The organism is Paraburkholderia sp. J41 (assembly GCF_905220235.1).
Taxonomy (GTDB): Bacteria; Pseudomonadota; Gammaproteobacteria; order Burkholderiales; family Burkholderiaceae; genus Paraburkholderia.
Genome location: NZ_CAJMZE010000022.1, coordinates 1 through 20,278, shown reverse-complemented (window position 1 = coordinate 20,278; position 20,278 = coordinate 1). Strand labels below are relative to the sequence as shown.

At 62.2% G+C, this 20,278-nt stretch carries 16 protein-coding genes and 3 pseudogenes; 10 read left to right on the top strand and 9 right to left on the bottom strand.

Annotated features, from left to right (window positions below; all coding sequences use genetic code 11):
* Position 1: 1 nt before the first annotated feature.
* Positions 2–1,033 (bottom strand): BMP family protein, encoded by a 1,032-nt coding sequence (locus U5805_RS21550; RefSeq protein WP_322105524.1) that lies wholly within the window; start codon positions 1,031–1,033, stop codon positions 2–4.
* A 553-nt stretch (positions 1,034–1,586) separates the two neighbouring features.
* Here U5805_RS21550 and U5805_RS21545 point away from each other — a divergent pair.
* On the top strand, positions 1,587–2,222 hold the full coding sequence (locus tag U5805_RS21545; protein WP_322105523.1) for a TetR family transcriptional regulator: 636 nt from the start codon (positions 1,587–1,589) through the stop codon (positions 2,220–2,222).
* Between the two features lie 35 nt (positions 2,223–2,257).
* On the opposite strand, the gene U5805_RS21540 is transcribed toward U5805_RS21545, so the two are convergent.
* From U5805_RS21540 to U5805_RS21515, 6 genes are all read right to left on the bottom strand, one after another.
* Positions 2,258–3,850 (bottom strand): gamma-glutamyltransferase family protein, encoded by a 1,593-nt coding sequence (locus U5805_RS21540; protein WP_322105522.1) that lies wholly within the window; start codon positions 3,848–3,850, stop codon positions 2,258–2,260.
* 36 nt (positions 3,851–3,886) lie between these two features.
* Entirely contained in the window at positions 3,887–5,146 is a 1,260-nt protein-coding gene (locus tag U5805_RS21535) for an amidase (RefSeq protein ID WP_322105521.1), read from the bottom strand.
* The gene (locus U5805_RS21530) at positions 5,143–5,949 is read right to left on the bottom strand and encodes a cysteine hydrolase (RefSeq protein ID WP_322105520.1); all 807 of its coding nucleotides are present in this window, start codon (positions 5,947–5,949) and stop codon (positions 5,143–5,145) included. The genes U5805_RS21535 and U5805_RS21530 overlap by 4 nt, the downstream gene beginning before the upstream one ends.
* Positions 5,950–6,338: 389 nt before the next feature.
* On the bottom strand, positions 6,339–6,692 hold the full coding sequence (locus tag U5805_RS21525) for a DUF4148 domain-containing protein (protein WP_322105519.1): 354 nt from the start codon (positions 6,690–6,692) through the stop codon (positions 6,339–6,341).
* A 66-nt stretch (positions 6,693–6,758) separates the two neighbouring features.
* Complete coding sequence (locus U5805_RS21520) at positions 6,759–7,100, bottom strand: DUF4148 domain-containing protein (RefSeq protein WP_415914643.1); 342 nt, start codon at positions 7,098–7,100, stop codon at positions 6,759–6,761.
* Positions 7,101–7,219: 119 nt separating this feature from the next.
* Complete coding sequence (locus U5805_RS21515; protein ID WP_322105518.1) at positions 7,220–8,191, bottom strand: LysR family transcriptional regulator; 972 nt, start codon at positions 8,189–8,191, stop codon at positions 7,220–7,222.
* 528 nt (positions 8,192–8,719) lie between these two features.
* Between U5805_RS21515 and U5805_RS21510 the strand changes: the two genes are divergently transcribed.
* The gene (locus U5805_RS21510) at positions 8,720–9,892 is read left to right on the top strand and encodes a porin (protein ID WP_322105517.1); all 1,173 of its coding nucleotides are present in this window, start codon (positions 8,720–8,722) and stop codon (positions 9,890–9,892) included.
* On the opposite strand, the gene U5805_RS21505 is transcribed toward U5805_RS21510, so the two are convergent.
* Positions 9,842–10,096 carry a hypothetical protein gene (locus tag U5805_RS21505; protein WP_322105516.1) on the bottom strand — a complete coding sequence of 85 codons (255 nt, stop codon included), beginning with the start codon at positions 10,094–10,096 and terminating at the stop codon, positions 9,842–9,844. The two genes, U5805_RS21510 and U5805_RS21505, sit on opposite strands and share 51 nt — an antisense overlap.
* A 101-nt stretch (positions 10,097–10,197) precedes the next feature.
* Between U5805_RS21505 and grxC the strand changes: the two genes are divergently transcribed.
* Positions 10,198–10,464, top strand: a complete 267-nt coding sequence (gene grxC, locus U5805_RS21500; protein ID WP_322105515.1) for a glutaredoxin 3 — start codon at positions 10,198–10,200, stop codon at positions 10,462–10,464.
* A 280-nt stretch (positions 10,465–10,744) separates the two neighbouring features.
* Here the strand turns inward: grxC and U5805_RS21495 are convergent.
* Positions 10,745–10,960 (bottom strand): annotated as a pseudogene (locus U5805_RS21495) (MFS transporter); the annotation flags it as partial.
* Between the two features lie 345 nt (positions 10,961–11,305).
* Here U5805_RS21495 and bla point away from each other — a divergent pair.
* From bla to U5805_RS21465, 7 genes and pseudogenes are all read left to right on the top strand, one after another.
* Complete coding sequence (gene bla, locus U5805_RS21490; RefSeq protein WP_322105514.1) at positions 11,306–12,178, top strand: class A beta-lactamase; 873 nt, start codon at positions 11,306–11,308, stop codon at positions 12,176–12,178.
* Positions 12,179–12,657: 479 nt separating this feature from the next.
* Positions 12,658–12,927, top strand: a complete 270-nt coding sequence (locus U5805_RS21485; RefSeq protein ID WP_322105513.1) for a hypothetical protein — start codon at positions 12,658–12,660, stop codon at positions 12,925–12,927.
* 286 nt (positions 12,928–13,213) lie between these two features.
* A complete protein-coding gene (locus U5805_RS21480; protein WP_322105512.1) occupies positions 13,214–13,945 on the top strand; it encodes a response regulator transcription factor in 732 nt (243 codons plus the stop codon).
* 69 nt (positions 13,946–14,014) lie between these two features.
* Entirely contained in the window at positions 14,015–17,374 is a 3,360-nt protein-coding gene (locus U5805_RS21475) for a hybrid sensor histidine kinase/response regulator (RefSeq protein WP_322105511.1), read from the top strand.
* A gap of 464 nt (positions 17,375–17,838) precedes the next feature.
* Positions 17,839–18,222, top strand: coding sequence for a hypothetical protein (locus U5805_RS21470; protein ID WP_322105510.1), 384 nt, complete (start codon positions 17,839–17,841; stop codon positions 18,220–18,222).
* A 738-nt stretch (positions 18,223–18,960) separates the two neighbouring features.
* Positions 18,961–19,830, top strand: a pseudogene (locus tag U5805_RS31855) (ESPR-type extended signal peptide-containing protein); the annotation flags it as partial.
* Positions 19,831–19,845: 15 nt separating this feature from the next.
* A pseudogene (locus U5805_RS21465) lies at positions 19,846–20,278 on the top strand (adhesin); the annotation flags it as partial.

Here is a 20,278-nt window from a genome sequence, read left to right as displayed (position 1 = left end):
GTCAGCCTTCCAGTACCTTGATCTTGCCGCTCAGGATGTCGTCCTCGATCTGCTTGAGCTTCGTGTCGATGGCGGGCGTGGAATGGCAGACGACCATGCCCGACGACTTCGGCCCCATCGCGAGGCCGAACGCCTTGTAGCCCGGCTGCCACGTGCCTTTTTCCAGTTGCTCGATGGCGTATTGCGCCTGATAGCCCACGCCCGTGATGCTGTACGCGACGTAGAGCGGATCGCTGCCGCAACGGTCCGTGTAGCTGCCGATGATGTGCGTGTTCTTTTCCTTTGCCGCCTGTTCGATGCCGCGCAAGCCCAGATTGAGGATGTGATAGTGAATGTCGGCGCCTTGCGCAATGGCGGCGGCGGTGGCTTCGCGCGCCTTGGCCACGTCGTCGAAGTCGCCCGTGTAGCTTTCGAAATACTTGATCTTCGGATTGATGTAGCGCGCGCCTTCGCCGAACTCCTTGCCCGCGTTCACGATCGACGGAATTTCCATGCCGCCCACGTAGCTCACCGCGTTCGTCTTGGTGAGCAGGGCGGCGGCCGCGCCCGCGACGAAGGCGATCTCGGCCTGCTTCACGTCGTAGCCCGCTACGTTGGGCGGCATGGCTTGCCCCTTGCTGCCGCCGACAATGGAAAACTTCACCTTGGGAAAGCGCCTGGCGATCTTGATGACGGCGGCTTGCGTCTGCCCGCCCACGCCGATCACGAGTTCGTTCTTCGAAGCGAGATTCGTGAGCGCCTGCTCCATATCCGCGTAGTTGATGTTCTCGATGATCTGCGTTTTGAGCTTCGGGCCGAATTCCTTTTGCGCTGCCGTCACGCCGTCATAACCGGATTCCATCCAGCCCTTGTCCGTTTTCGAGCCGGGAATCAGCACGCCCACGTGCATGGCGTCGTCGGCGGCATAGACGGCGGGCGGCGTGACGGCGCTCAGGCCCAGCGCAACGCCGAGCGCGGCGAGCGCGCGCACGCGCATGCGAACCGGCGCGCGACGTGGCAGGGAACGGTGGGAAAACAGCTTCGCGGATGACATCGTTGGCACTCCTTTGCCGTGGCGTTCGAGGTTTCGTTTCGAGTTTCAGTAAGTGAACTCTTCATGAACGAAACCATAAAAGCAAGTTGAATGCCATGTGTCTCGCACGGTTGCCGCGCGTTGCCCGGCGAGTCGCGCAACGCCAATGCGCAAGCGTGTTTGCGCGTCAAGCGGCACGGCGTGGCCGCGCGCCGGCAAAGGCTTCGCGCATGCACCAAAGCCGGTTGCGATGCCTGCGCGCGGGGCGTGCGCGAAGGCGATGGCGCGTGTGCGCACCAAGGCGGCGCGCGGTGCGCGTGCGTGGCATGCGAAGCGCGTTGCGCGCGAGTTCGCACGGGGCGCGCCGTGCTGCTATATTCGCGGCAAGCGGTCATGCGCCGCTGGACCTTTCTTCCGCACGAACCAGCTCACTCCTGCCATGACGCGTGTTGCCGCCCGCTTAGCCAGTCCTTCCAAGCCGACGAAAGCCGCGGCAAAAAAAACGGCCGACGCCGCCGCGAAAAAAGCCAAAGCGCCTGCACAAAAGCCTGCGCAAGAGCCAGTGCAGGAGCCGGTGCGCGAAACTTCGCGGCAACGTCTTGCGGCGGCCACGCGCGGACGCATTTTTCGCGTCGCGCTCGCCGAATTCGCGGAGAAGGGGTTGAGCGGCGCGCGCGTGGAAACCATCGCGAGCCGCGCGAAGGTCAATATCCGCATGATTTATCACTACTTCGGCGGCAAGGAAGCGCTCTATCTGGAAGTGCTCGAATTCGTGCTCGGGCGGCTGCGCGCCGAAGAACTCAAGCTCGAACTCGACGTGGACCGCGTGAAGCCTGTGGAGGGCATCGTGCAGCTCTACGAATTCATCGAAGGGCACTTCGCGGCGCATCAGGAACTGGGCAAGCTGCTTTCGTTCGAGAACCTGAATCGCGCGCGCGTGATGAAGCGCTCGAAGGCGATTCCCGAAATGGCCTCGCCGGTGCTCGTGCTGTTGCGCACGCTGATCGAGCGCGGCGAGAAGGACAAGACCTTGCGCGCGGGGCTCGAACCGCTGCATCTTTATGTGGCGCTCGTGAGCTTGTGCTCGTTCCACAAGTCGAATGCGTACACGCTTTCGTGCATTTTCAACGCCGATCTGCTCGCGCCGCGCTGGCAGGACGAGCAGAAGCTTCAGGCCGAGGAAATGGTGCGCGCGTTCGTGCGCGCGTGAGCTTCGTGTTGCCGCCCGAATCGGGCTGGTTCGGTTTATAAGCGAGCGGTCATGAGGGAGCGAGTCGGCGTGTCGAAACCGGCCGCCATGGCAAGGCCGTCGCTGCGCGGATCGTGGGCGCCGAGCGCGCCGCCGTCCGCGTCGATTTTGATTACGCCCGGATGCCCCGCAAGCGGACTGCGTGCCGCGATCGCCGAGACTTCGTGGCCGCGCGACGCAAGTTCCGCGAGCACGGCGTCGCCCGCATCGGCTTCGAGCTTGAGCGCGTCGCGCGTATCCGAAAACGTTCTGCCAAGCAGGAAGCGCGGTCGCGAGAGCGCCGCAAGCGGGTCCATGCCGTAGTCGATCAGGCGCGTGAGAATGGCGGCGAGCGTTTGCGGCTGGCCGTCGGCGCCTTGCGTGCCGAACAGCAGATGCGGGCGCTTGTCGCGCAGAAACATGCCCGGCGTGAGCGTATGAAACGGCCGCTTGCCCGGCGCGAGCGCGTTGGGATGCCGCGAGTCGGTGCTGAATGCCGCGCCGCGGTTGTGCCAGAGCACGCCTGTGTCGCCCGCCACCACGCCGCTGCCCCAATCGAAATACACCGTTTGCAGCAGGCTGACCGAGCGGCCTTCGCGATCGGTCGCGCCGATGAACACCGTGTCGCCATGACGAAAACGATGCGGCCATGCGCGCGCGCGGCGCATGTCGATGGAGCGCGCGTGCGCGGCGAGCGTTTCCGGCGCGAGCAAGGCGGCGACGGGCACCTCGGCGAAATCGGGGTCGCTCACGTAGCGGTCGCGGTCGACGAAAGCACATTTCACCGCTTCCACCAGCACATGATAGTAATCGGCGCTGCCTTCCTCGATCGCGCCGAAATCGAAATGCGCGAGCGTGCCCATGATTTCCAGCATCGTCACGCCTTGCGTGGGCGGTTGCAGCCCCACGAGTTCGCCGCCGCGATACGGCACGCGCAAGGGCGCTTCCTCGCGCGCTTGCGTAGTCGCGAGGTCGCGCGCATCGAGCGGCGAACCGGCCGCGCGCAGGCCGCGCACGAGGCGCTCGGCAAGGTCGCCTTCGTAAAATTCGCGTGCGCCGAGGCGTGCGATGCGTTCGAGACTGCGCGCGAGCGCGGGCTGCGCGAAGCGCGTGCCGGGCGCGGGCGCTTCGCCGCGCGGCGCGAACGTTGCGGAAAAACCGGGCTGCGCGCGCAATTCGTGGGCGCGCAGCGTTTGCCAGAAGTGCTGCGATTGCGTGACAGGAAAGCCCTCCGCCGCATATTCGATGGCACGTTCGAACAACGCGGACCAGGCGAGCGTGCCGCCCCATGCTTCGCGCGCATGCGCGTAAGCGCGCGCCCAGGCGTCGAGCGTGCCGGCGCTCGTGAGGGCCGCCGCGCCGCCGCGCAACGGAATCGCGCCGCCGTAGGGCGGCGGCTGCATGGCGGCCTGGCCCGCGCCCGATATCGTGCGCACGTCGCCGGTGCGATCGGCGATTACCCAGAAGGCGTCGCCGCCCAGGCCCGTGAAGTGCGGATAAGTCACGCACAGCACCGCGCCGATGGCGATGGCCGCTTCGACGGCGTTGCCGCCCGCGCGCAGCACGTCGCGGCCCGCAGCGCTCGCGAGCGCATGCGGACTCGTTACCATGCCGTCGCGCGAGCGGGCGAGTGAGGCGTTCAAAATTCAGGACTCCGGTTTATTTTCAAGCTTTGTGACGAGCGTTCGTGCAAGCCGCAGCAAGGCGCGGTCGGTGCCGCGCGCGCCGATCAGCGAAAGCGCGAGCGGGCCGTCGTGCCGGCCTGCGCCGGTGTTTGCGTTTGCGTTTGCGGCTGCGTTTGCGACTGTGTCTGCATTCGCATCGGCGTTTGCGTCCGCGTTCACGAGCGGCAGCGTGATTTGCGGCAGGCCGCCGAGCGAAGCGATGGCGTTCAGCGTGAGCGCGTCGTCGTAAAAGCGCGCGAGCGTCTCGCCGCTTGCGTCCTTGGCGAGCAGCGCGCACGGCGTGGTCGGCATCACAAGCACGGTGTCGCGCAACAGCGCGTCGAGGTACGCGGCAAGCGTCGTGCGCAACGCGCGCCAGTGCGGCACGCGCTCGCGGTCGTAAAGGTCGATGCGCGCGAAACGCGGCGCCATCGACGGGCCGAAACGCGGTTGCGTCGCGCGTATCCACGCGCCCAGCGAAGCGTCGATTTCGGCGTCCTGCACGGCTTGATAGCAGGCGAGCCAGGCGTCGGCGGGATGGCGCGCGAACAGCGGGAGCGCGTCGAGTGCGCCGATGGCGCGCGCGCGTGCATCGAGGCGCGCGGCATCGCCGGGTTCGTTGCGCGCGCGCAGGGCGAAGGCTTCTTCCACGCGCAGCAAGGCGGGCGAGCGCGCGGACGCGGTGGGGTCGGCGGGCAGCAGCACGTCGCCCACGGAGGCGAGCAGCGCGGCGGAGCGCGCGAACCAGCCGACGGTATCGAGGCTGGGCGCGAACGGCACCACGCCGTCGAGCGCGATGGCGCCGTGCGTGGGCCGCATGCCGAAAAGGCCGCAGAACGCGGCGGGCACGCGCACCGAGCCGCCCGTGTCGGTGCCGAGCGCGAAGTCCACCGCGCCCGCCGCGACCGCCGAAGCGGAACCGCTCGACGAGCCGCCCGGCAGCGCGTGCGGCCAGCGCGGATTGAGCGGCGTGCCGTGGTGATGGTTCGCGCCTTCGAGGCTATAGGCGAGTTCGTCGGTAATGGTCTTGCCTTCGAGCGCCGCGCCCGCGCGCAGCAACGCCGTCACGCAGGGCGCATGAGCGCGCGCCGGGGTCTGCGCGGCGAGCCAGTCGGGATTGCCGCCGCCCGTGCGCACGCCCGCCACGTCGATCAAGTCCTTCACGGCGAATCGCAAGCCGTCCAGCGGCCCGCGCGCGAGCGGCGCGACGCGTGTGGCGTCGCCGGGAACGAATGCGTTCACGCAGGCTGCTCCAGCGCGCTCACGATGCGCGCCGAGTCGGTAATGAAGCCGAAGCACTTCTTCACGTTCCAGACGGTCGCCTCGGTGCAGAACGCCGGCGACGACGTGGCGCAGCAGTCTTCGACCAGCACGCAGCCGTAGCCGAGAAAATTGGCGTCGGTGAGCGAGTGCAGCACGCACTGGTCGGTGTTCACGCCCGCGAACAGCAGCGTGCGCACGCCCAGATTGCGCAGGATGCTGTCGAGCGGCGTGTCCCAGAAGCCGCTGATGCGGTATTTATCGACGCAAATGTCGTGCGGCAGCGGTTTGAGTTCGTCCACCACGGCCGCCGCCCACGAGTCCTTTTCGAGCACGTGCGAGCCGTTGCTCGCGAGCGGTTCGCCAAGGCCGGTGCCGTGACCCGTCGGCTTGTAGAGATGCAACTGGTTCGGCGGCATGTTGGCGAGATCGGGCCGGTTGCCCCAGTTCACCCAGATCACGGGTACGCCGCGCGCGCGCAGCGCGGGCAGCAGCCGTTGCAGCGGCGCGATGGGCGCGCGGTCGGCCGCGTAGTCGCCGCCGATCTGCGAGACCCAGCCGCCTTCGGTGCAGAAGTCGTTTTGCATGTCGATCACGACAATGGCGGTGCGGCTCAGGTCGAGGCGAACATCCTGCGGCTCGCAGGCGAACGTGGCCAGGCGCGGCTCGGGACCGCGTGCGGCCATGTCGACGAGCGTGGGGCTGGCAAGCCAGTGATAGGCATTGGCTCGGCCAAGGCGGCCGGGGGCGGCGGCTTCGCCGCTCGCATGGGTGGCATCGGACATCGGCTATGGCTCTCCGGGCGCGTTTCGTTCATGAATAACCTACTTACCGAAACATGCAAGAGCGATGCCAGCTCGTCAAAAAGCCTGGCCGCGACGGTAGCGGCGCGAACGAGCGGTGCGTAACGGTGCGCCACGGTGCGGCAGGCGCCGCGGTGGTGCGCGTCATGCCCGGAAACGGGGCGCAACGCACGAAATGTCGTCGGCCGTGCGCGAAGGGCGCGGGTTTCTCGTCGGCCCGATACGCGCCGGAATCAGCGGACTGCGCTTTTCCGGATTGCCTGCGTGATGCGATGAAACGAAGCGCGGTGCTGCACGCGCCGCCACGGCTTTCGGATACTGCGAGTGGCGGCGGCAACGTTGCGGCGCTTTTGATCGTCGACATGGAGCCATCAACTGCCGAAGTACACATTGCAATAGCTCGCCGGTCCCACGCACGCCGGGGCCGCCGGCATGCGCGCCGACGCGCGGCCGCTCGCCGCGGACGTGCCGTATTGCGCCGTGCCGCCAACGGCGTCGTTGGTCATCTGCTGGTTTTCCTGGGCCGCGACTTTCGCTTCGGCAGCCTGAATGTCGGTGGGATAGTTCGAATCGTTGCCCCTCGCCGGATCGTAGCCGGCCTTTTCCACGCGAATGAGATCGGCAAGCACCTGCGCGCGGGTGACGGGCGCGGTACTCTGCGCGAAGCTCGCAAGCGGCGCGGCAAGCGCGGCGGCGGCGAGGGTGAGACACAAGAGGGATTTCATGACGTACTCCTTAATAAATGGGACTGACGAGTTCGTAACGATGCGGGCGGCGATGTGCCGGGAGAATTAACTGCCGAAATACAGCGTGCAAAAACTTGCCGGTCCAACGCAAGGCGCGGAGGATGCGTCGGCATGTCCCGCATCGGCGGCCGAGTTGCCGCTCGCCACGCCGCCCGTGCTTTCGTCACGTTGTTTCTGGCGCGCGACTTGTTGCTGGAACACGGGACTCACATCGGGATAAGACGCGTCGGCCACGAAGCGGGAGCCGTCGGCTTCGGCCTGGACGAGTTGCTGCCGCACTTCGGCGCGGGTAAGGCCCTGTGCGGAGGCTGCGGTGGCGAAGCCGGCGCAGGTGAGAACGAGCAGCGAGGCAGCAACGGTATTAAAGGATTTCATTTCGGACTCCATATAAAGTGATGGGAAGGATTCAACTCGAACTGTTGTTGAACTTCTTGTTGGGGCAAACACGGCGAGGAGCCGGGATATTCCAGAACGATTCGACAATTCAAAATTGCAGAAAATGTCGATCAGGACAGCCGATTCGGCGTGGATGCATGGCGGGAAGCCGCCGCCAGGCTGCCCACTCGCGAAGCGACGGACGCGGCATCGACATCGACGGCAAAAAGACGCGTACAGGTGTCGATGAAATTGCGCGTGCGCTGCGGCACGACGCCGTGGCGCACGTAGGCAACGGCAAGCGAGGCCGGTTGACTGATCACGCGATGATCGGGGAATGGACGTATCAAGCTTCCGCTGAGCAGGTGCTCGGTCACGAGAAACTCGGGCAGCAACGCCATGCCGAAGCCGGACAGCGCGAGTTGAATGGCCGTCGACCCGCTCACGCTCATGCGCACGCTGGCATTCGAAAGCCGCTTCATTTGCCCTTCGCGTTCCAGCCGTATGCCGTGCTCCGGTTCCGGTTCGCTGTGGCAAGAATGGCAAGAAAGAATGACGTGCCCGCCCAACGTTTCCTGCGCGTCGTCGAATCCGGTGCGGCTCAGGTAGCCGGGGCTGGCGACCAGTACGATGGGCGAGTCCAGCACGCGCCGGCAAATGGCTTCGGCGTCGAGAATAAGGCCGGGGGGATAAACGGCCACGTCATAGCGGTCGTGTTCGAGGCGCATCGGCACGCTGTGCGTATTCAGCACGATTTCGACTTCCGGTGCGCTGCGCTGATATTCGCCGACCACGCGCGATAGTCCCGCTTCGATCGCAACAGGATGCGCCGCGATTCGCAAGACGCCGCGCGCTTGCGCGCGATCTTCGAGCAATCGTTGTTCGCCCTCGTGAAGCCGGTCGAGCACTTCGACGCAGATATCGAAGTATTCGCGTGCGCCGGGCGCAAGCGAGACGAATCGCGAGGAGCGGTTCACGAGATGCGTGCGCGTATGCGATTCGAGGCTGCTCACCGCGCGCGAGAGTGAGGCGAGCGACGTATTCAACTGACGGGCCGCCTTGGTAAAGCTCTGGAGTCGAACGACCGTGACGAATGCCTTCATTGATTGTATTTGGTCCATCGCGCTCCCTCTCCAATCCCATACCTGGTTCTAGCAAGCTGCCCGGCCGCGGTTGCGCGAAGGGTCGCGTGCAACGGTTCGGACGGCAGACAGGCCGTGTCTGCATGGGGCCAACACGCCGGGTCCGTGATCTATTCCGAAGTTGCGGATATTTCCGCTTTTGGCGCTGGCCGCCGGTGAAATCGCGCGCCCGGCCTGTTGCGCGGAATTCACACCGCGCGCCGCCTGGACGGGGCGCTCGCGGCCCGAAAGCGGCAAAGGGGAATGACGAGGCAATGTGGCTTGCGCGAAAAATGCCGTGTTTTCAAGGATCGAAACAAGACGTGAAGCAAGGATTCTTCGCGGATAAGGATTTGTGAATGACGGTTGCGAATTGCACAAGCTTGCTTTTCGATCCGCGCGTGCCTGATAGCCGAAGCGCGAACCTATACTCGCCCCGCCTGTTTCGGGTAAGCCGTTCATTCCTCAAAATCGCTCTCTCTCTCTCTCTCTCTAGTTGGAGAACAGATCATGAAATTGCAGTATTGGTCCGCCTGCTCCGCACTGCTGTTTGCGTGCGTGGCGCATGCGCAAAGCAGCGTGACACTCTTCGGTATCGTCGATGAAGGCGTGGTGTACGTGAACAATCAGCGTAATGCCGCGCCTCCAAGCGGCGGTTCGAGCAATTGGCTCGTCAATAGCGGCAATCTCTCGACATCGCGCTGGGGACTGCGCGGAACCGAGGACCTCGGCGGCGGTCTCGCCGCGACGTTCTGGCTGGAAAGCGGCTTCAACGCGTCCAGCGGCAAGCTCAACAACGGCGGCGATCTTTTCGGGCGTCAGGCATGGGTCGGGCTGAGCGATCGTCGATACGGCGCGCTCACGCTCGGTCGCCAGTACGATTTCGTCGTCGATTACGTGGCGCCGCTTTCGGCCGTGGGTGCGGGCTTCGGCGGCAATCTCGCGAGCCATCCGTACGACAACGACAATCTGGCCAACGACCTGCGCATCAATAATTCCGTGAAGTTCAGCAGCGTCGCGTTCGACGGCGTTCGCTTCGGCGCGTTGTATGGCTTCTCGAACGATGCCGGCGGCTTCTCCAACAATCGCGCATATAGCCTGGGCGCGAGCTACGCGTACGGACCGCTCGGCGTGGGCGCGGCCTTCCTGCAAGTCGATCGTGCGACAGGCGCGAGCGCGAACGCGGCGGGCGCGACGAGCACGGCGGACGGCGATGTGCTGACGACCGGCGGCCGTCAGCAGATTTATGGCGCGGGCGCGAAGTATCTGTTCGGCAAGTCCCAAGTCGGCGCGGTCTGGACGCATTCGTCCACCAACGGCGTGACGGGCATCTCGCAGGGCGGCGGCATTGCGGCGCTCAACGGCACTCGCGTCAGGTTCGACAATCTGGAACTCAACGGCCGCTACTTCCTCACGCCGGCGTTGAGCCTGGGTGCTTCGTACACCTACACGATGGGCGAATTCGATGGCACGGCCGGGAAGCTCAAGCCGCATTGGAATCAGGCGATGGCGCAGGCCGACTATCAGATTTCGACGCGCACCGATCTTTACCTCGAAGGCGTGTATCAGCACGTGAGCGGCGGTGGCGGCAATGCGGTGTTCAATGCGGGCGTGTTCAATCTCACTCCCGCTTCAGGCAATCAGCAGGTAGTCGTGGCGGCGGGCATGCGCCATCGTTTCTAGGCGCGTTCGGCCGAAAGCCGCATCGAATTCGTGACTGAAGCGCGATGCGGCGCGACGCGGAAATGCGCGGCAGGTCTCGCCTGTTCCCGCGTCGCGGCGTTGATTGATTCGGTGCCCGGTCCTTCCGCCATCACGGGATTTAGCCCCGGAAATCACGCCGAAGCGTGCGCCGAAGCGGGCCCCAACTCGTTTTGCGGATGTCATTTATACTCCGGAAGAAGGGCGCCGCAGCACGCGTCCAGCAACTTCCACGATAGATCCACGGCACGTTGCGCGCCGCGGGAATGACGAAAAACGAGGTCGATATGCCGAACGTTACGATGTATTCCACTCAGGTGTGCCCGTACTGCATGCGCGCGGAAGCGCTCTTGAAATCGCGCGGTGTTCAGGAGATCGAGAAAATTCTCGTGGACCGTAATCCGGAGAAGCGTGCGGAGATGATGGAGCGCACCGGCCGGCGCACAGTCCCCCAAATCTATATCGGCGACACGCACGTGGGCGGCTTCGACGACCTCTCGCTGCTCGATCGCAACGGAGGACTCGCCCCGTTGCTCGCGTCCGGGAACGATTGATTCGTGCTGCGCGGCGCGCGTCGATCGGGCCGGGTCAGTTTGCAACGCATTGCTCGATTGCGCGCGAAGCCGGCTCGTGAACGCCGGCGTTCTCGCGCGCCGGCAATGCTTTGGCCTCTGTGGCGAGACAGTGCGCGAGATTGGCTTGCGCGGCTTGCGGCGCGTATCGAATTGCAGTCGCGAGGAAAAGGGCCAGCGTAATTAGCGTCGCGAAAGCGCATGGCGTGAAATAGCGAGGGTGCCGCCGCGGAATGCGTTCGCGAAGTCGATAAGTCATTGGGGCGCTAATGCCGGTCAGCGGTTGCGCCACGCCCCACAGCAGGGTTTTGCAGCGCGAGCGCAAGGCCGAATACCTCGCGCGACCAACCGTGGTCGCGCGTGACCGGCAGCAGGAACAACCCTTGTACGTTGCGAACGCCAAGCGCCGCGCCATCACGATTCCTCCCGCGATCACGAGCGCCCAGCGGCGGCGCCAGTCAGTGCCTGTTCCGGTCATTGCGTTGGTCTCCTCGCACTGCGGCTTGCCTCATGGGCGGCGTTTTTACGGAGTAGAGCGCGAAAGAGCGGTTTGAATCAAACGCATTTTCGGCGCGCTTCGCATGCGTAAAAATCATGCGAGTCGGCTTCGCGGTGGCGCATGATGCGCGTGCGTGGACATTGTGGTCGCGGCAATTATTCTTCGATGCAGCGATTTTCTCTGGACGACAACGGACACCGCGCGGAACAAGCGCGCAGCTAACTCGCGTCATCGTGCGTGGCCAGATGCAAGCCACGCATGCGAACGGTTTGGCTCGCGTAACGAAAGCATTCGCACGCCCTCACTAATGAATCGGACCCGCTCGTGACTCACTCGCTCACGCGTCGAAAACTGTTGGTTGGATTGCCGCTGCTCGCGGGCATGAGTATCGCGCCCGCGCTACGCGCCGCCGAAACGCCGCTCGCCGGAATCGAGCGCCGGCATGGCGGCCGCCTCGGCGTGTATGCCCTCGATACCGGCTCGGGGCGCGCGCTGAGCCATCGCGCCGACGAACGCTTCCTGATGTGCAGCACGTTCAAGGGGTTGCTCGCGGCGCAGATACTCGCGCGCGTGGACCAGGGCGCGGAGCGGCTCGACCGCCTCGTGCGCTACTCGGAGAAGGACCTCATTTTCACGTCGCCGGAAACGAAGGCCAACGTCGCGCACGGCGCGATGTCGGTGGAAGCGCTGTGCCGCGCGATTCTGGTGGAAAGCGACAACACGGCTGCGATCCTGCTGATGCGCAGCGCCGGTGGTCCCGCCGCGCTGACGCGCTTCGTTCGCGGCTTGGGCGACACGGTCACGCGTTCCGACCGCTACGAGCCCGACTCGAATGGCTATGACGGCGCGCTCGACACCACCACGCCCAGCGCCATCGTCGCCACGGCACGGCGACTTTTGCTCGGCGACGCCTTGAGCGCCGCGTCGCGCGCGCTGCTGGAGCGCGGCATGGTCGACTGCAAGCCGGGCCTCGGGCGCATTCGCGCCGTGCTGCCCGCCGGTTGGCAAGCCGCCGACCGGCCCGGAACCAGCGTCGAGCGCGAGACCAACGACTATGCGCTCGTCCGCCCGCCCGGCCGCGCGCCGTTGCTCGTGGCCGTCTATTACGACGCGCCGGGCGCAAGCATGGAGGCGCGCGAAGCCGTGCTGCGCGAGGCGGGCGCGGTGTTCGTGCAATGGGCCACGAGCGCCGCGTGACGCGATTCGGCGCGCGCCATCGTCAGATCCATTGCGCGCGATGTCGGCGGGGCCGCCATGGGCAGCGCGCTTTTTTACGGCGGAGCTAGTCGAGAGTTAACACGTCGCGCTAGCAGCGAAGATCGGGTGACTGTCCGCGATCAGAACAAGTATGGGAAAACGGCTCATGGCGATGAGTTCCTCAGCGGCAGTTCATTTGGCGACCGTTCTGCAGAACGATTGGGATCGTTGATAAGGCGTCACTTCGAAGCCGTACGAGTCCGGAAGTCACATTGGCTCGCCATGGAGACGAGGTCGCTTTCGGTGTGCGCGTTGTGCTTTTAACCAGTCAACGGAATTAGAAAAGATATCCGGATAAGCAGTTAAATTCGGACAAGTCCGGAGCCAGAGGACAGCGACGAGCGTTAAATTTCAAAACAATTCGGATCGTTGAGATCGGAACGGCGAGTTTCGGCCCCGCGGGGCCGGAGGACTAAAAATTGAACGACGTACTCACCTGGGCGCGGGCCACCGTATGCAAAAGTCATACTGGCACGGAACAATGGCAGGTCGCGTGTATGAAAGGACTTCCAATGGAGAATCCGCTTTCAGTCATTGAATTGAGCGTTCTATTGGCGTTTGCCAAGCTCGGAAGAACGCAGCAGGATCGCATTCTGGCAGCGGTGAACGAATATCTGCTGGCCTCGCTTCCGCGAAGGCATTTAATGATCGATCTGTGGAAAAGTGGGGCGGATCAAGAAGAAAATTGATGCGAAGCCTATGGGCGATCGGTCGGAACGCACCATCGACTATCTTTATCGCGCTCGCGCGCCGGGCATGTGCGTAATGTTTGTTTTCCAGAAGAAGTACGGGGATGTCGAGTCGAGTTCGGGATAACAAACCTCGTGCGGGCTAACAAAGTAAATTCCGCATTACAAACGCCCTTATGCCAGAATGTTCCGTGAACCAGACGAGTCTGGTGCGTCGAAGTCGGGCAGACAAGTACGATCAGGTATTTGGACATCGGAGTTCCCGCGTTCTGGGGCAGGAGGCATTATGAATATCGACTTGCTCGTTGCAGACGACCATCCCACGGTAATCGCTGGAATACTTCAGGAAGTGGGTCCGGTGCCGTTTATCAAGCTCATCGGCACGGCGGACAATTCCACCGAAATCGTCCAGATACTTAAATCGTCACACTGCGATGTCCTCGTGACCGACTACGCAATGCCGGGCGGCGAGTTCGGTGACGGGCTCATGTTGCTGACGTTTCTCGCGCGGCGTTTCCCCAACGTCAAGCTCGTGGTCTTTACGATGATGGACAACCAGGCGATGGTGCAGCAAATACGCAACGCCGGCATTCGCGCCGTTGTCAGCAAGCGAGATCCAGCACGCTATCTGGTTACGGCGATCAGCGAGGTCTATGCAGGCGCTGAATACTATTCGCCCAGCATCAGGGGGGAAGGACAGGCGCTCGCCGCGGGGTTGCCTCTACAGGTTGGGGACGACGTGGAATCAAGGCTCGTCCGCCTGTCTGCCAAGGAACTGGAATGTCTCCGGCTTTATGCCTTGGGCTACTCGGTCGGACAAATTGCTGAGAAGTTGCACCGCAGCAAGCAAACGATCAGTGGGCAAAAAGTCAGCGCGAAGCGCAAGCTCGGCATCACGCGCGACGCGGATCTGTTCCGTTTTGCTTTCGATGCCGGATTGGTCATGGGGCGTGAAGAGCGGAACCCCCCCTCCGTGACCGCAGAGGACAAAGGATTGCACGAAGGGAAGGTCGAATGATCGGCGGCCGGAGGTTGTTGCAGCGCGACGCCGGTGTTCGTGTGAACCCAAATGGCATGAGGATACGACATGCCCAGAATAAGCCGGTTTCGGCCGTTAGCGGAGCTTCGCCACTATAACCAACTGGTGGTGTTCGGCGGCGGGGCGGTTATATCCGCTATGGTCATCGTTGCGTTTCTCGTCAACGTCGCGGTGATGATCACAACCCAGATCAATGACAAGCGGCAGCAGTTTTCTAGCGACAAGAACCTTGTGACGGACGTCATCAAGGTGCGAGAGGCGTTTTTTCGCGCGATGCTCGTAAACCTCGAGTTGTCGTGGAAGCAGCGCAGGGTGGCGCCGCCGGAGGCGGTCAAGGCATACGTTGACGGGGGTTGTGTCCTGTTCGACCGGCGGCTGGCGCCCGGCAAGGTCGCAATTTCAGTGGGTCAATTGGGGTGTACACAGTCGGATGCCGCGCTGCCGCGGCTCCTGGCGCTGGCTCACGTCTTGCAGCAAGCGGTTGCCGTTGACAGCGAGGCATGGGGGAATGCCCCGTTGGCGGCGTACTTCTACCATTCGAATCCCGATTTCGCAGGCATACTGGGCACGCGGCCGCGCGCGGCCATGTTACGTGACCAGATCCATCGCGATCGGTCGGAACTGATGAAGTGGGTTCGCGTCGACCTTGCGCAGCCCAGTCCGCCCGGGAATGGAGTCCAGCCGCTTGTCGTGCGGCGCAGGCTTGAATTGCTGAGTCCTGCGGTCAGTCCAATTACCGGCGAGAAGGTTCTTCGTGTCGCCGGGCTGGCGCTTGATGACGGCGTCCCTTTCGCGGTTGTCGTGGTTGAGCTCGACCAGAGGGCGGCGCTCGCCAGCCTGGCGACAGGGAACGAGGACGCTTTGCAAGAAGGCGCGTACCTGCTCACCGACCCGCAAGGACATCTGGTGGCGGCGAAGACGATGAGCGGCTACGGCGACCTGTCGTTGTCGGAGCTTGCGCAATTGGACCACCAGCGGGCAGGCGGCTTCCGGTTGTCGAATTACTTCGCGGGGCGTTCGGTCAGCTTCTCCGAGGCGCTTGGCGATACGGGCTGGACGCTGACATACGTGTTTTCCTGGCGCACGGTGGTGTCGGCCATCGCCGGCCGCGTTCTGCTTTCCGCATGTACGACGTTCGGGATTCTGCTGGGGCAGTGGGTGATCTTGCTGCTCATGATGAAGCGGTACTTCAAGCCCATCATGGACCAGTCGGGCCGCGTTTTCGAGAGCGAACAACTCAGCCGGACCTTGATAGAAACAGCGCCGATCGGCCTGAGTTTGATTGCAAAAGCCAGCGGTCAGCCGCTCCTGAACAGTCCCACCATGCATACGATGGGAACTGCCGCCATTCCCGTGTTACTCGCGAAAGTGAGCACGGACGAGTTTCGCCAGCCGCAAGCAAAACGTGGCGCAACGGAGCGATTCGTCAGGCCGGTTCAGATCGAAGTCGGCTCGGCGGGTGGCAAAAGCAATGTTTATTCCGTGAACGTCTCGTCAGCCCGCTACCTTGGCCAGGACATCCTGGTGGCGGCGTTTTCCGATGTCACCGAGCAGAAAAAGCTCGAGGGGTATCTTAAGGAGGCCAAGCAGGCGGCGGAATCCGCAAACGCGGCGAAATCGAGCTTTGTCGCCATGATCAGCCACGAGATACGAACGCCTTTAAGCGCGATGATCGGCAATCTCGAGTTGTTGGGCGAATCCGCGTTGAACAATACGCAGCGCGCGAGACTGGCGACGATAAGGGCGTCGTCGGCCGGACTGCTGAACATCATAAACGACGTGCTCGATATCTCCAGAATCGGGTCCGGGCAGATGAATATCGAGTCCGTGCCTTTCAAGGTCGTCCCGGTCATCGAGCAGGCTTTGATGTTGTTTGCACCGGTTGTCGCCGGCAAGGGCATCTTGCTGACGAGCGAGATCGACATGACCATCGATCAGGAGCTAAACGGCGATCGCAATCGCCTCGGGCAGGTCATCCAGAATTTGCTTAGTAATGCGATCAAGTTTACGCCGGCGGGTATGGTGAAAGTGCGGGCGAGGCTCGACGCCGCGCAACGCATGCTCGTGATCGACGTGTCGGACACCGGGATCGGCATGACGAAAGAGCAGTTGGGCAAGATATTCGAGCCCTTTGTTCAGGCCGATGCGTCCGTCGCCAATCGCTTTGGCGGAACGGGTCTTGGCCTCTTTCTTTGCCAGTGGTTCGTGCGTGCGATGAAGGGCGAACTGTCTGTCGAGAGCGACGCTGGTGTCGGGAGTTGCTTTAGCGTCCGATTGCCATTGGGCGAACAGGTTCGAATCGCGCAAGGGCCTTCGGGCCTGCGCGGGAGCGTCCTCTTTCTGGCGCGTCTGGATGAGTGGCGTGCGTGGGCCGTGCCTCATCTTCAGAATTGGGGGTTATCCGTTCGGAATGCGGAACATCTGGACCTGTTGGATAGCGACGAGGTGGAGCGTTACGACGTTGTCGTCATTTGCCACGATCGGGCGGCGTGGGACCAGGAAGAAGAAGACCGGATAGTCGACGCTGCGAACTGGGTTGTGGATTGTCAGACCGATGCGCCGGCCCGGCCAGTAAAAACAGGGAAGCTGATTACGGTTTCCACCGGTTCGATCACGGCATTGCATGAGGCCGTGAGCATGGCACTAAGCGGGGGAGTCAGTACCGTCGGCGCGAGTGCGTCGGACGAGAGCTTTGATGATGACGCCGAGGCTTCCCATCTTCGCCAGCCGATACGCGTCCTGGCCGCAGAAGACAATCCGGTCAATGCGCAACTGCTGGCCGATCAGCTTGAGAGAGTGGGTGCTGACGCGCTCGTGGTGAACTCGGGCACGGCGCTCCTCGCACAACTCCATGCAAAACCGTGGGATGTCGTGCTGACCGATCTCAACATGCCGGATATGTGCGGAGACGAAGTCTGCGCCTCGGTGCGCGAAGCGTTGCCGAACCTGCCCAGCTACGTGATCACGGCACAGGCAACGGCGAATGAGCGCGAGCGATGCGTACGAGCGGGCGCCACGGACATTCTATTAAAGCCCGTATCGGTCCATGCACTATACAAACTGTTGCAAGGCCTGGGCGGCGGGGGGCGCGCTCGTCTGGACGAAGCCATGCCGGAGGAGCGGGTGTCGATGCCTGCGCACGTACGGGCGAGCTTCATCACAACAAGCGCGAAATCCATCGAGCAAATCCGGCTGGCGTATGAACATCACGACGAAGCAAAAATGCACGCCGAACTCCATTCTTTAAAAGGCATGCTGTTCGTGACTGGAGTCGGACCGTTGGGGCTGCAATGCGAGGCGATGGAGCAAGCGCTGTCTCGCGGCATTTGGGATTTGGGCGAGCAGATAGAAGCGCTGGCTGCCGAGCTTGCCGCCCTGGCGTCCGCGGACGCCGAAGGCGCGGAGTGACGGCGCCGCCTCGCGCGCCGCTGGCCGGTCCCGGTCGCCTTTCGCTTATCTCCCGTTCTTTCCTTTCTGCTTGAGCCGGCACGCCGCCAGTGAACGGCGGCGTCCCATCGCGTCATACGGCGAGACGGCTCCTTTCCAGACTTGTCCGTATCGGCCCGCCTCTGCTTCCGGACTTGTCTGGTACTGGCATGTCTCTCCGGGTAATAACATCGCTATGTTATTACTGACTTTTCAATTCCCGATACCACGCAGTATGCGCGAAATTATTCGCTCATGCAGATGCGGCACGTCTTTAGCAATCCCATGATGTGGCCGTGAATGCAACGGGTGAGAGGATCACCTGTATTCAGTGGTGCGGCGATTAATCCAAAAAAGGCAGAGTAACGGCCATTCTGAATGGCAGTTGGATTTTCTTCAGGAGAATCTATTTAATTATTTTTTATGGGTTGATATTCGAGTTGGAAATGAAAGACAAGGAAGATTCTTTCTATGAAATGAGGTCGGTTACGTTTTTTGTCGTCACGATACTGGCTGCCGGGTTCATCGTGATTTTTGGCGTTTGTATTTCTCTTTTCTTTTTCGGATTTCAACCGCAATCGATTCCTTTTGTGAGTGGATATCTGGAAGCGAAATCTGTGAAATTTCATGTGGGTTGTTCGGGTTCCACAGAAGATGTCGGTGCATGCATTTCGAAAGCCCTGGATGTTTGCGGTCGACAGAAAAATGGAGAGCAAACGCTCTATATAAAACAGATATCGGTCCATGGCGAAAATGAGCCGATAGATGTTTTCTTTCGATGTGAGGCGGACTCGCACGACTCGATTACCGGGGCGGAGCAACACTCATAGCGTGCGGCGGCCTTTCGCGCGATTGGCCGTGCAAGTGACACAGGTTTATCTAGATGCACCTGGAGCGCGCCGGCGCCGAACGCATCTTTCCGAACTGCGAGGCCATTTCACAGGTGCATTGGCGATAGTCGCGCGGTCTGATTTTACTGCTGTATGGGACGTTCTTTATCCGGATGAACCGGCACCGTGGTGAGTAACGGTCGAAAACGTTAGCAATTGTCATATCCCCTCCGCGCCAGGCGGTAATCGTACTTGTCCAGTTTGGCGACCAAGTGCTTTTCCGCACTATTGAAATGCTGCTGGATTGATCGGCGACGTACAGGTGTTCTAGAAGTATCGGACCGGTGCTGGCGCGATATTTCTGTCTCGCACCAAAAAAACGGACCAAGAGTACCGATTGCTCTCTATCTAGACGCGTTACGTCAACGACCAAATCCGTACTCGTCCTGTGCCTCTGGTTTGGTCAGTCGCGTACTCTAACAAATAGAAAAATAAAAAGTTGAACCTTTTTTAAGGTATCGAATGAGTTGATGGGTTTTTACGAATCCGTAGGACAGGCGAGAAATGGTCAGGAATATTTATAAATTAATAGGAGTGCCAAATGAATCGGTCTTGGCGGCCGGTGTTCGCTTTTGGCAATTTTCTATCCCAATAGGTCAAGAGGCTAATAGTTGACCGCTCGGTTTATCGAGAAGTGGCGAAATATTGTAAATAATTTGATAGTATCAAGGATTGGAAATGAATAAGTCGTATCGATTGGTGTGGAACGATGTTACGGGAATGTGGGTCGCAGTTCCCGAGAGTGCCAAGGCAAAAGGGAAGCGCTCGAAGGCGGTGGTTAATATTGCTGCTACATTGGTAAGTGTGGCCGGCGTCGCCGCTGTGACTGCAGAGGACGCGAACGCAACCGCAGCATGCGCGAATGCGTATATCTGCGTTGACCAGGATGGTAGTTATCGTGCGACCGTCGGCGTCAGATCTTCTGCAATGGGCTATAACGCAAATGCGACGGGCGGAAACGCATTAGCTTTGGGTCGGGACACTTACGCTACAGCTGCCCAGTCCACGGCAGTTGGTGGTGACCTGGTCACGGCAAGCGGGACTGATTCGACAGCTTTGGGATCGTACTCAACCGCAACTGGAACCGGAGCGACAGCGATTGGGGGGGGCAACGCGAGTAATACGAATGCTATCGCGATTGGCACTGGTTCGATCGCAAGCTTCGCGAACTCGGTTGCGCTGGGCAACGCCGCGACAGTGGCTGGTCCGGGTTCCCTCGCGCTCGGTGCCAGTAGCTATGCGTACTCGACGGGGAGCGCCAATGGTCAAAGTGTTGCGCTGGGTGCTGGTACGAGCGCGTACGGGGATTACTCCACCGCCGTAGGCGGCCTTGCTGAAGCGGGTACTGCGGCGACTGCCTTGGGTGTCAATGCAACTGCATCGGGGCAGCGCGCAATCGCGATCGGCGCGAGCTCGACAGCGAGCGGTAGTTACTCGACCACATTGGGTACCGCGTCGCAAGCAACCGGTGCGAACGCGACGGCGCTTGGCACTTCTGCATACGCCGGTGCTAACAACGCATTGGCGCTGGGTAACTCGGCGACTGCTTCTACCGCGAACTCGGTGGCGTTGGGCAACGGCGCAACGACGGCAGCAGCTGTTGGCACGGCAAGCGGCGTGATCGGCGGCACGACGTACACGTACGCGGGCACGAGCCCGACGGGTACGGTCAGCGTCGGTGCGGCCGGCGCGGAGCGCACGATCACGAACGTGGCGGCAGGCCGGGTGACGGCTGCGAGCACGGACGCGGTGAACGGCTCGCAGCTGTACGCGACCAACACGCAGGTGACGGCCAACACGAACAGCATCAGCACGCTCAACGGGCAGGTCACGACGCTGCAAGGCAACGTTTCGACCATCAACAGCCAGATCACGAACCTCAACGGCCAGATGGCCAACGCCGTGATGTACGACTCGTCGGCGCATAACTCGGTGACGCTGGGCGGCGCGGGCGCGGTGGCGCTGCACAACGTGGCCAACGGCACGCTGAGCACGG

Excerpts from the sequence above, each read along its gene's own strand:
- grxC (WP_322105515.1), top strand. The coding sequence starts at position 10,198 with ATGCCGAACGTTACGATGTATTCCACTCAGGTGTGCCCGTACTGCATG.
- U5805_RS21550 (WP_322105524.1), bottom strand. The coding sequence starts at position 1,033 with ATGTCATCCGCGAAGCTGTTTTCCCACCGTTCCCTGCCACGTCGCGCG.
- U5805_RS21470 (WP_322105510.1), top strand. The coding sequence starts at position 17,839 with ATGAAAGACAAGGAAGATTCTTTCTATGAAATGAGGTCGGTTACGTTT.
- U5805_RS21515 (WP_322105518.1), bottom strand. The coding sequence starts at position 8,191 with ATGAAGGCATTCGTCACGGTCGTTCGACTCCAGAGCTTTACCAAGGCG.
- U5805_RS21480 (WP_322105512.1), top strand. The coding sequence starts at position 13,214 with ATGAATATCGACTTGCTCGTTGCAGACGACCATCCCACGGTAATCGCT.
- U5805_RS21475 (WP_322105511.1), top strand. The coding sequence starts at position 14,015 with ATGCCCAGAATAAGCCGGTTTCGGCCGTTAGCGGAGCTTCGCCACTAT.
- U5805_RS21510 (WP_322105517.1), top strand. The coding sequence starts at position 8,720 with ATGAAATTGCAGTATTGGTCCGCCTGCTCCGCACTGCTGTTTGCGTGC.
- U5805_RS21505 (WP_322105516.1), bottom strand. The coding sequence starts at position 10,096 with ATGACATCCGCAAAACGAGTTGGGGCCCGCTTCGGCGCACGCTTCGGC.
- U5805_RS21540 (WP_322105522.1), bottom strand. The coding sequence starts at position 3,850 with ATGGTAACGAGTCCGCATGCGCTCGCGAGCGCTGCGGGCCGCGACGTG.
- U5805_RS21525 (WP_322105519.1), bottom strand. The coding sequence starts at position 6,692 with ATGAAATCCCTCTTGTGTCTCACCCTCGCCGCCGCCGCGCTTGCCGCG.
- U5805_RS21520 (WP_415914643.1), bottom strand. The coding sequence starts at position 7,100 with ATGGAGTCCGAAATGAAATCCTTTAATACCGTTGCTGCCTCGCTGCTC.
- U5805_RS21530 (WP_322105520.1), bottom strand. The coding sequence starts at position 5,949 with ATGTCCGATGCCACCCATGCGAGCGGCGAAGCCGCCGCCCCCGGCCGC.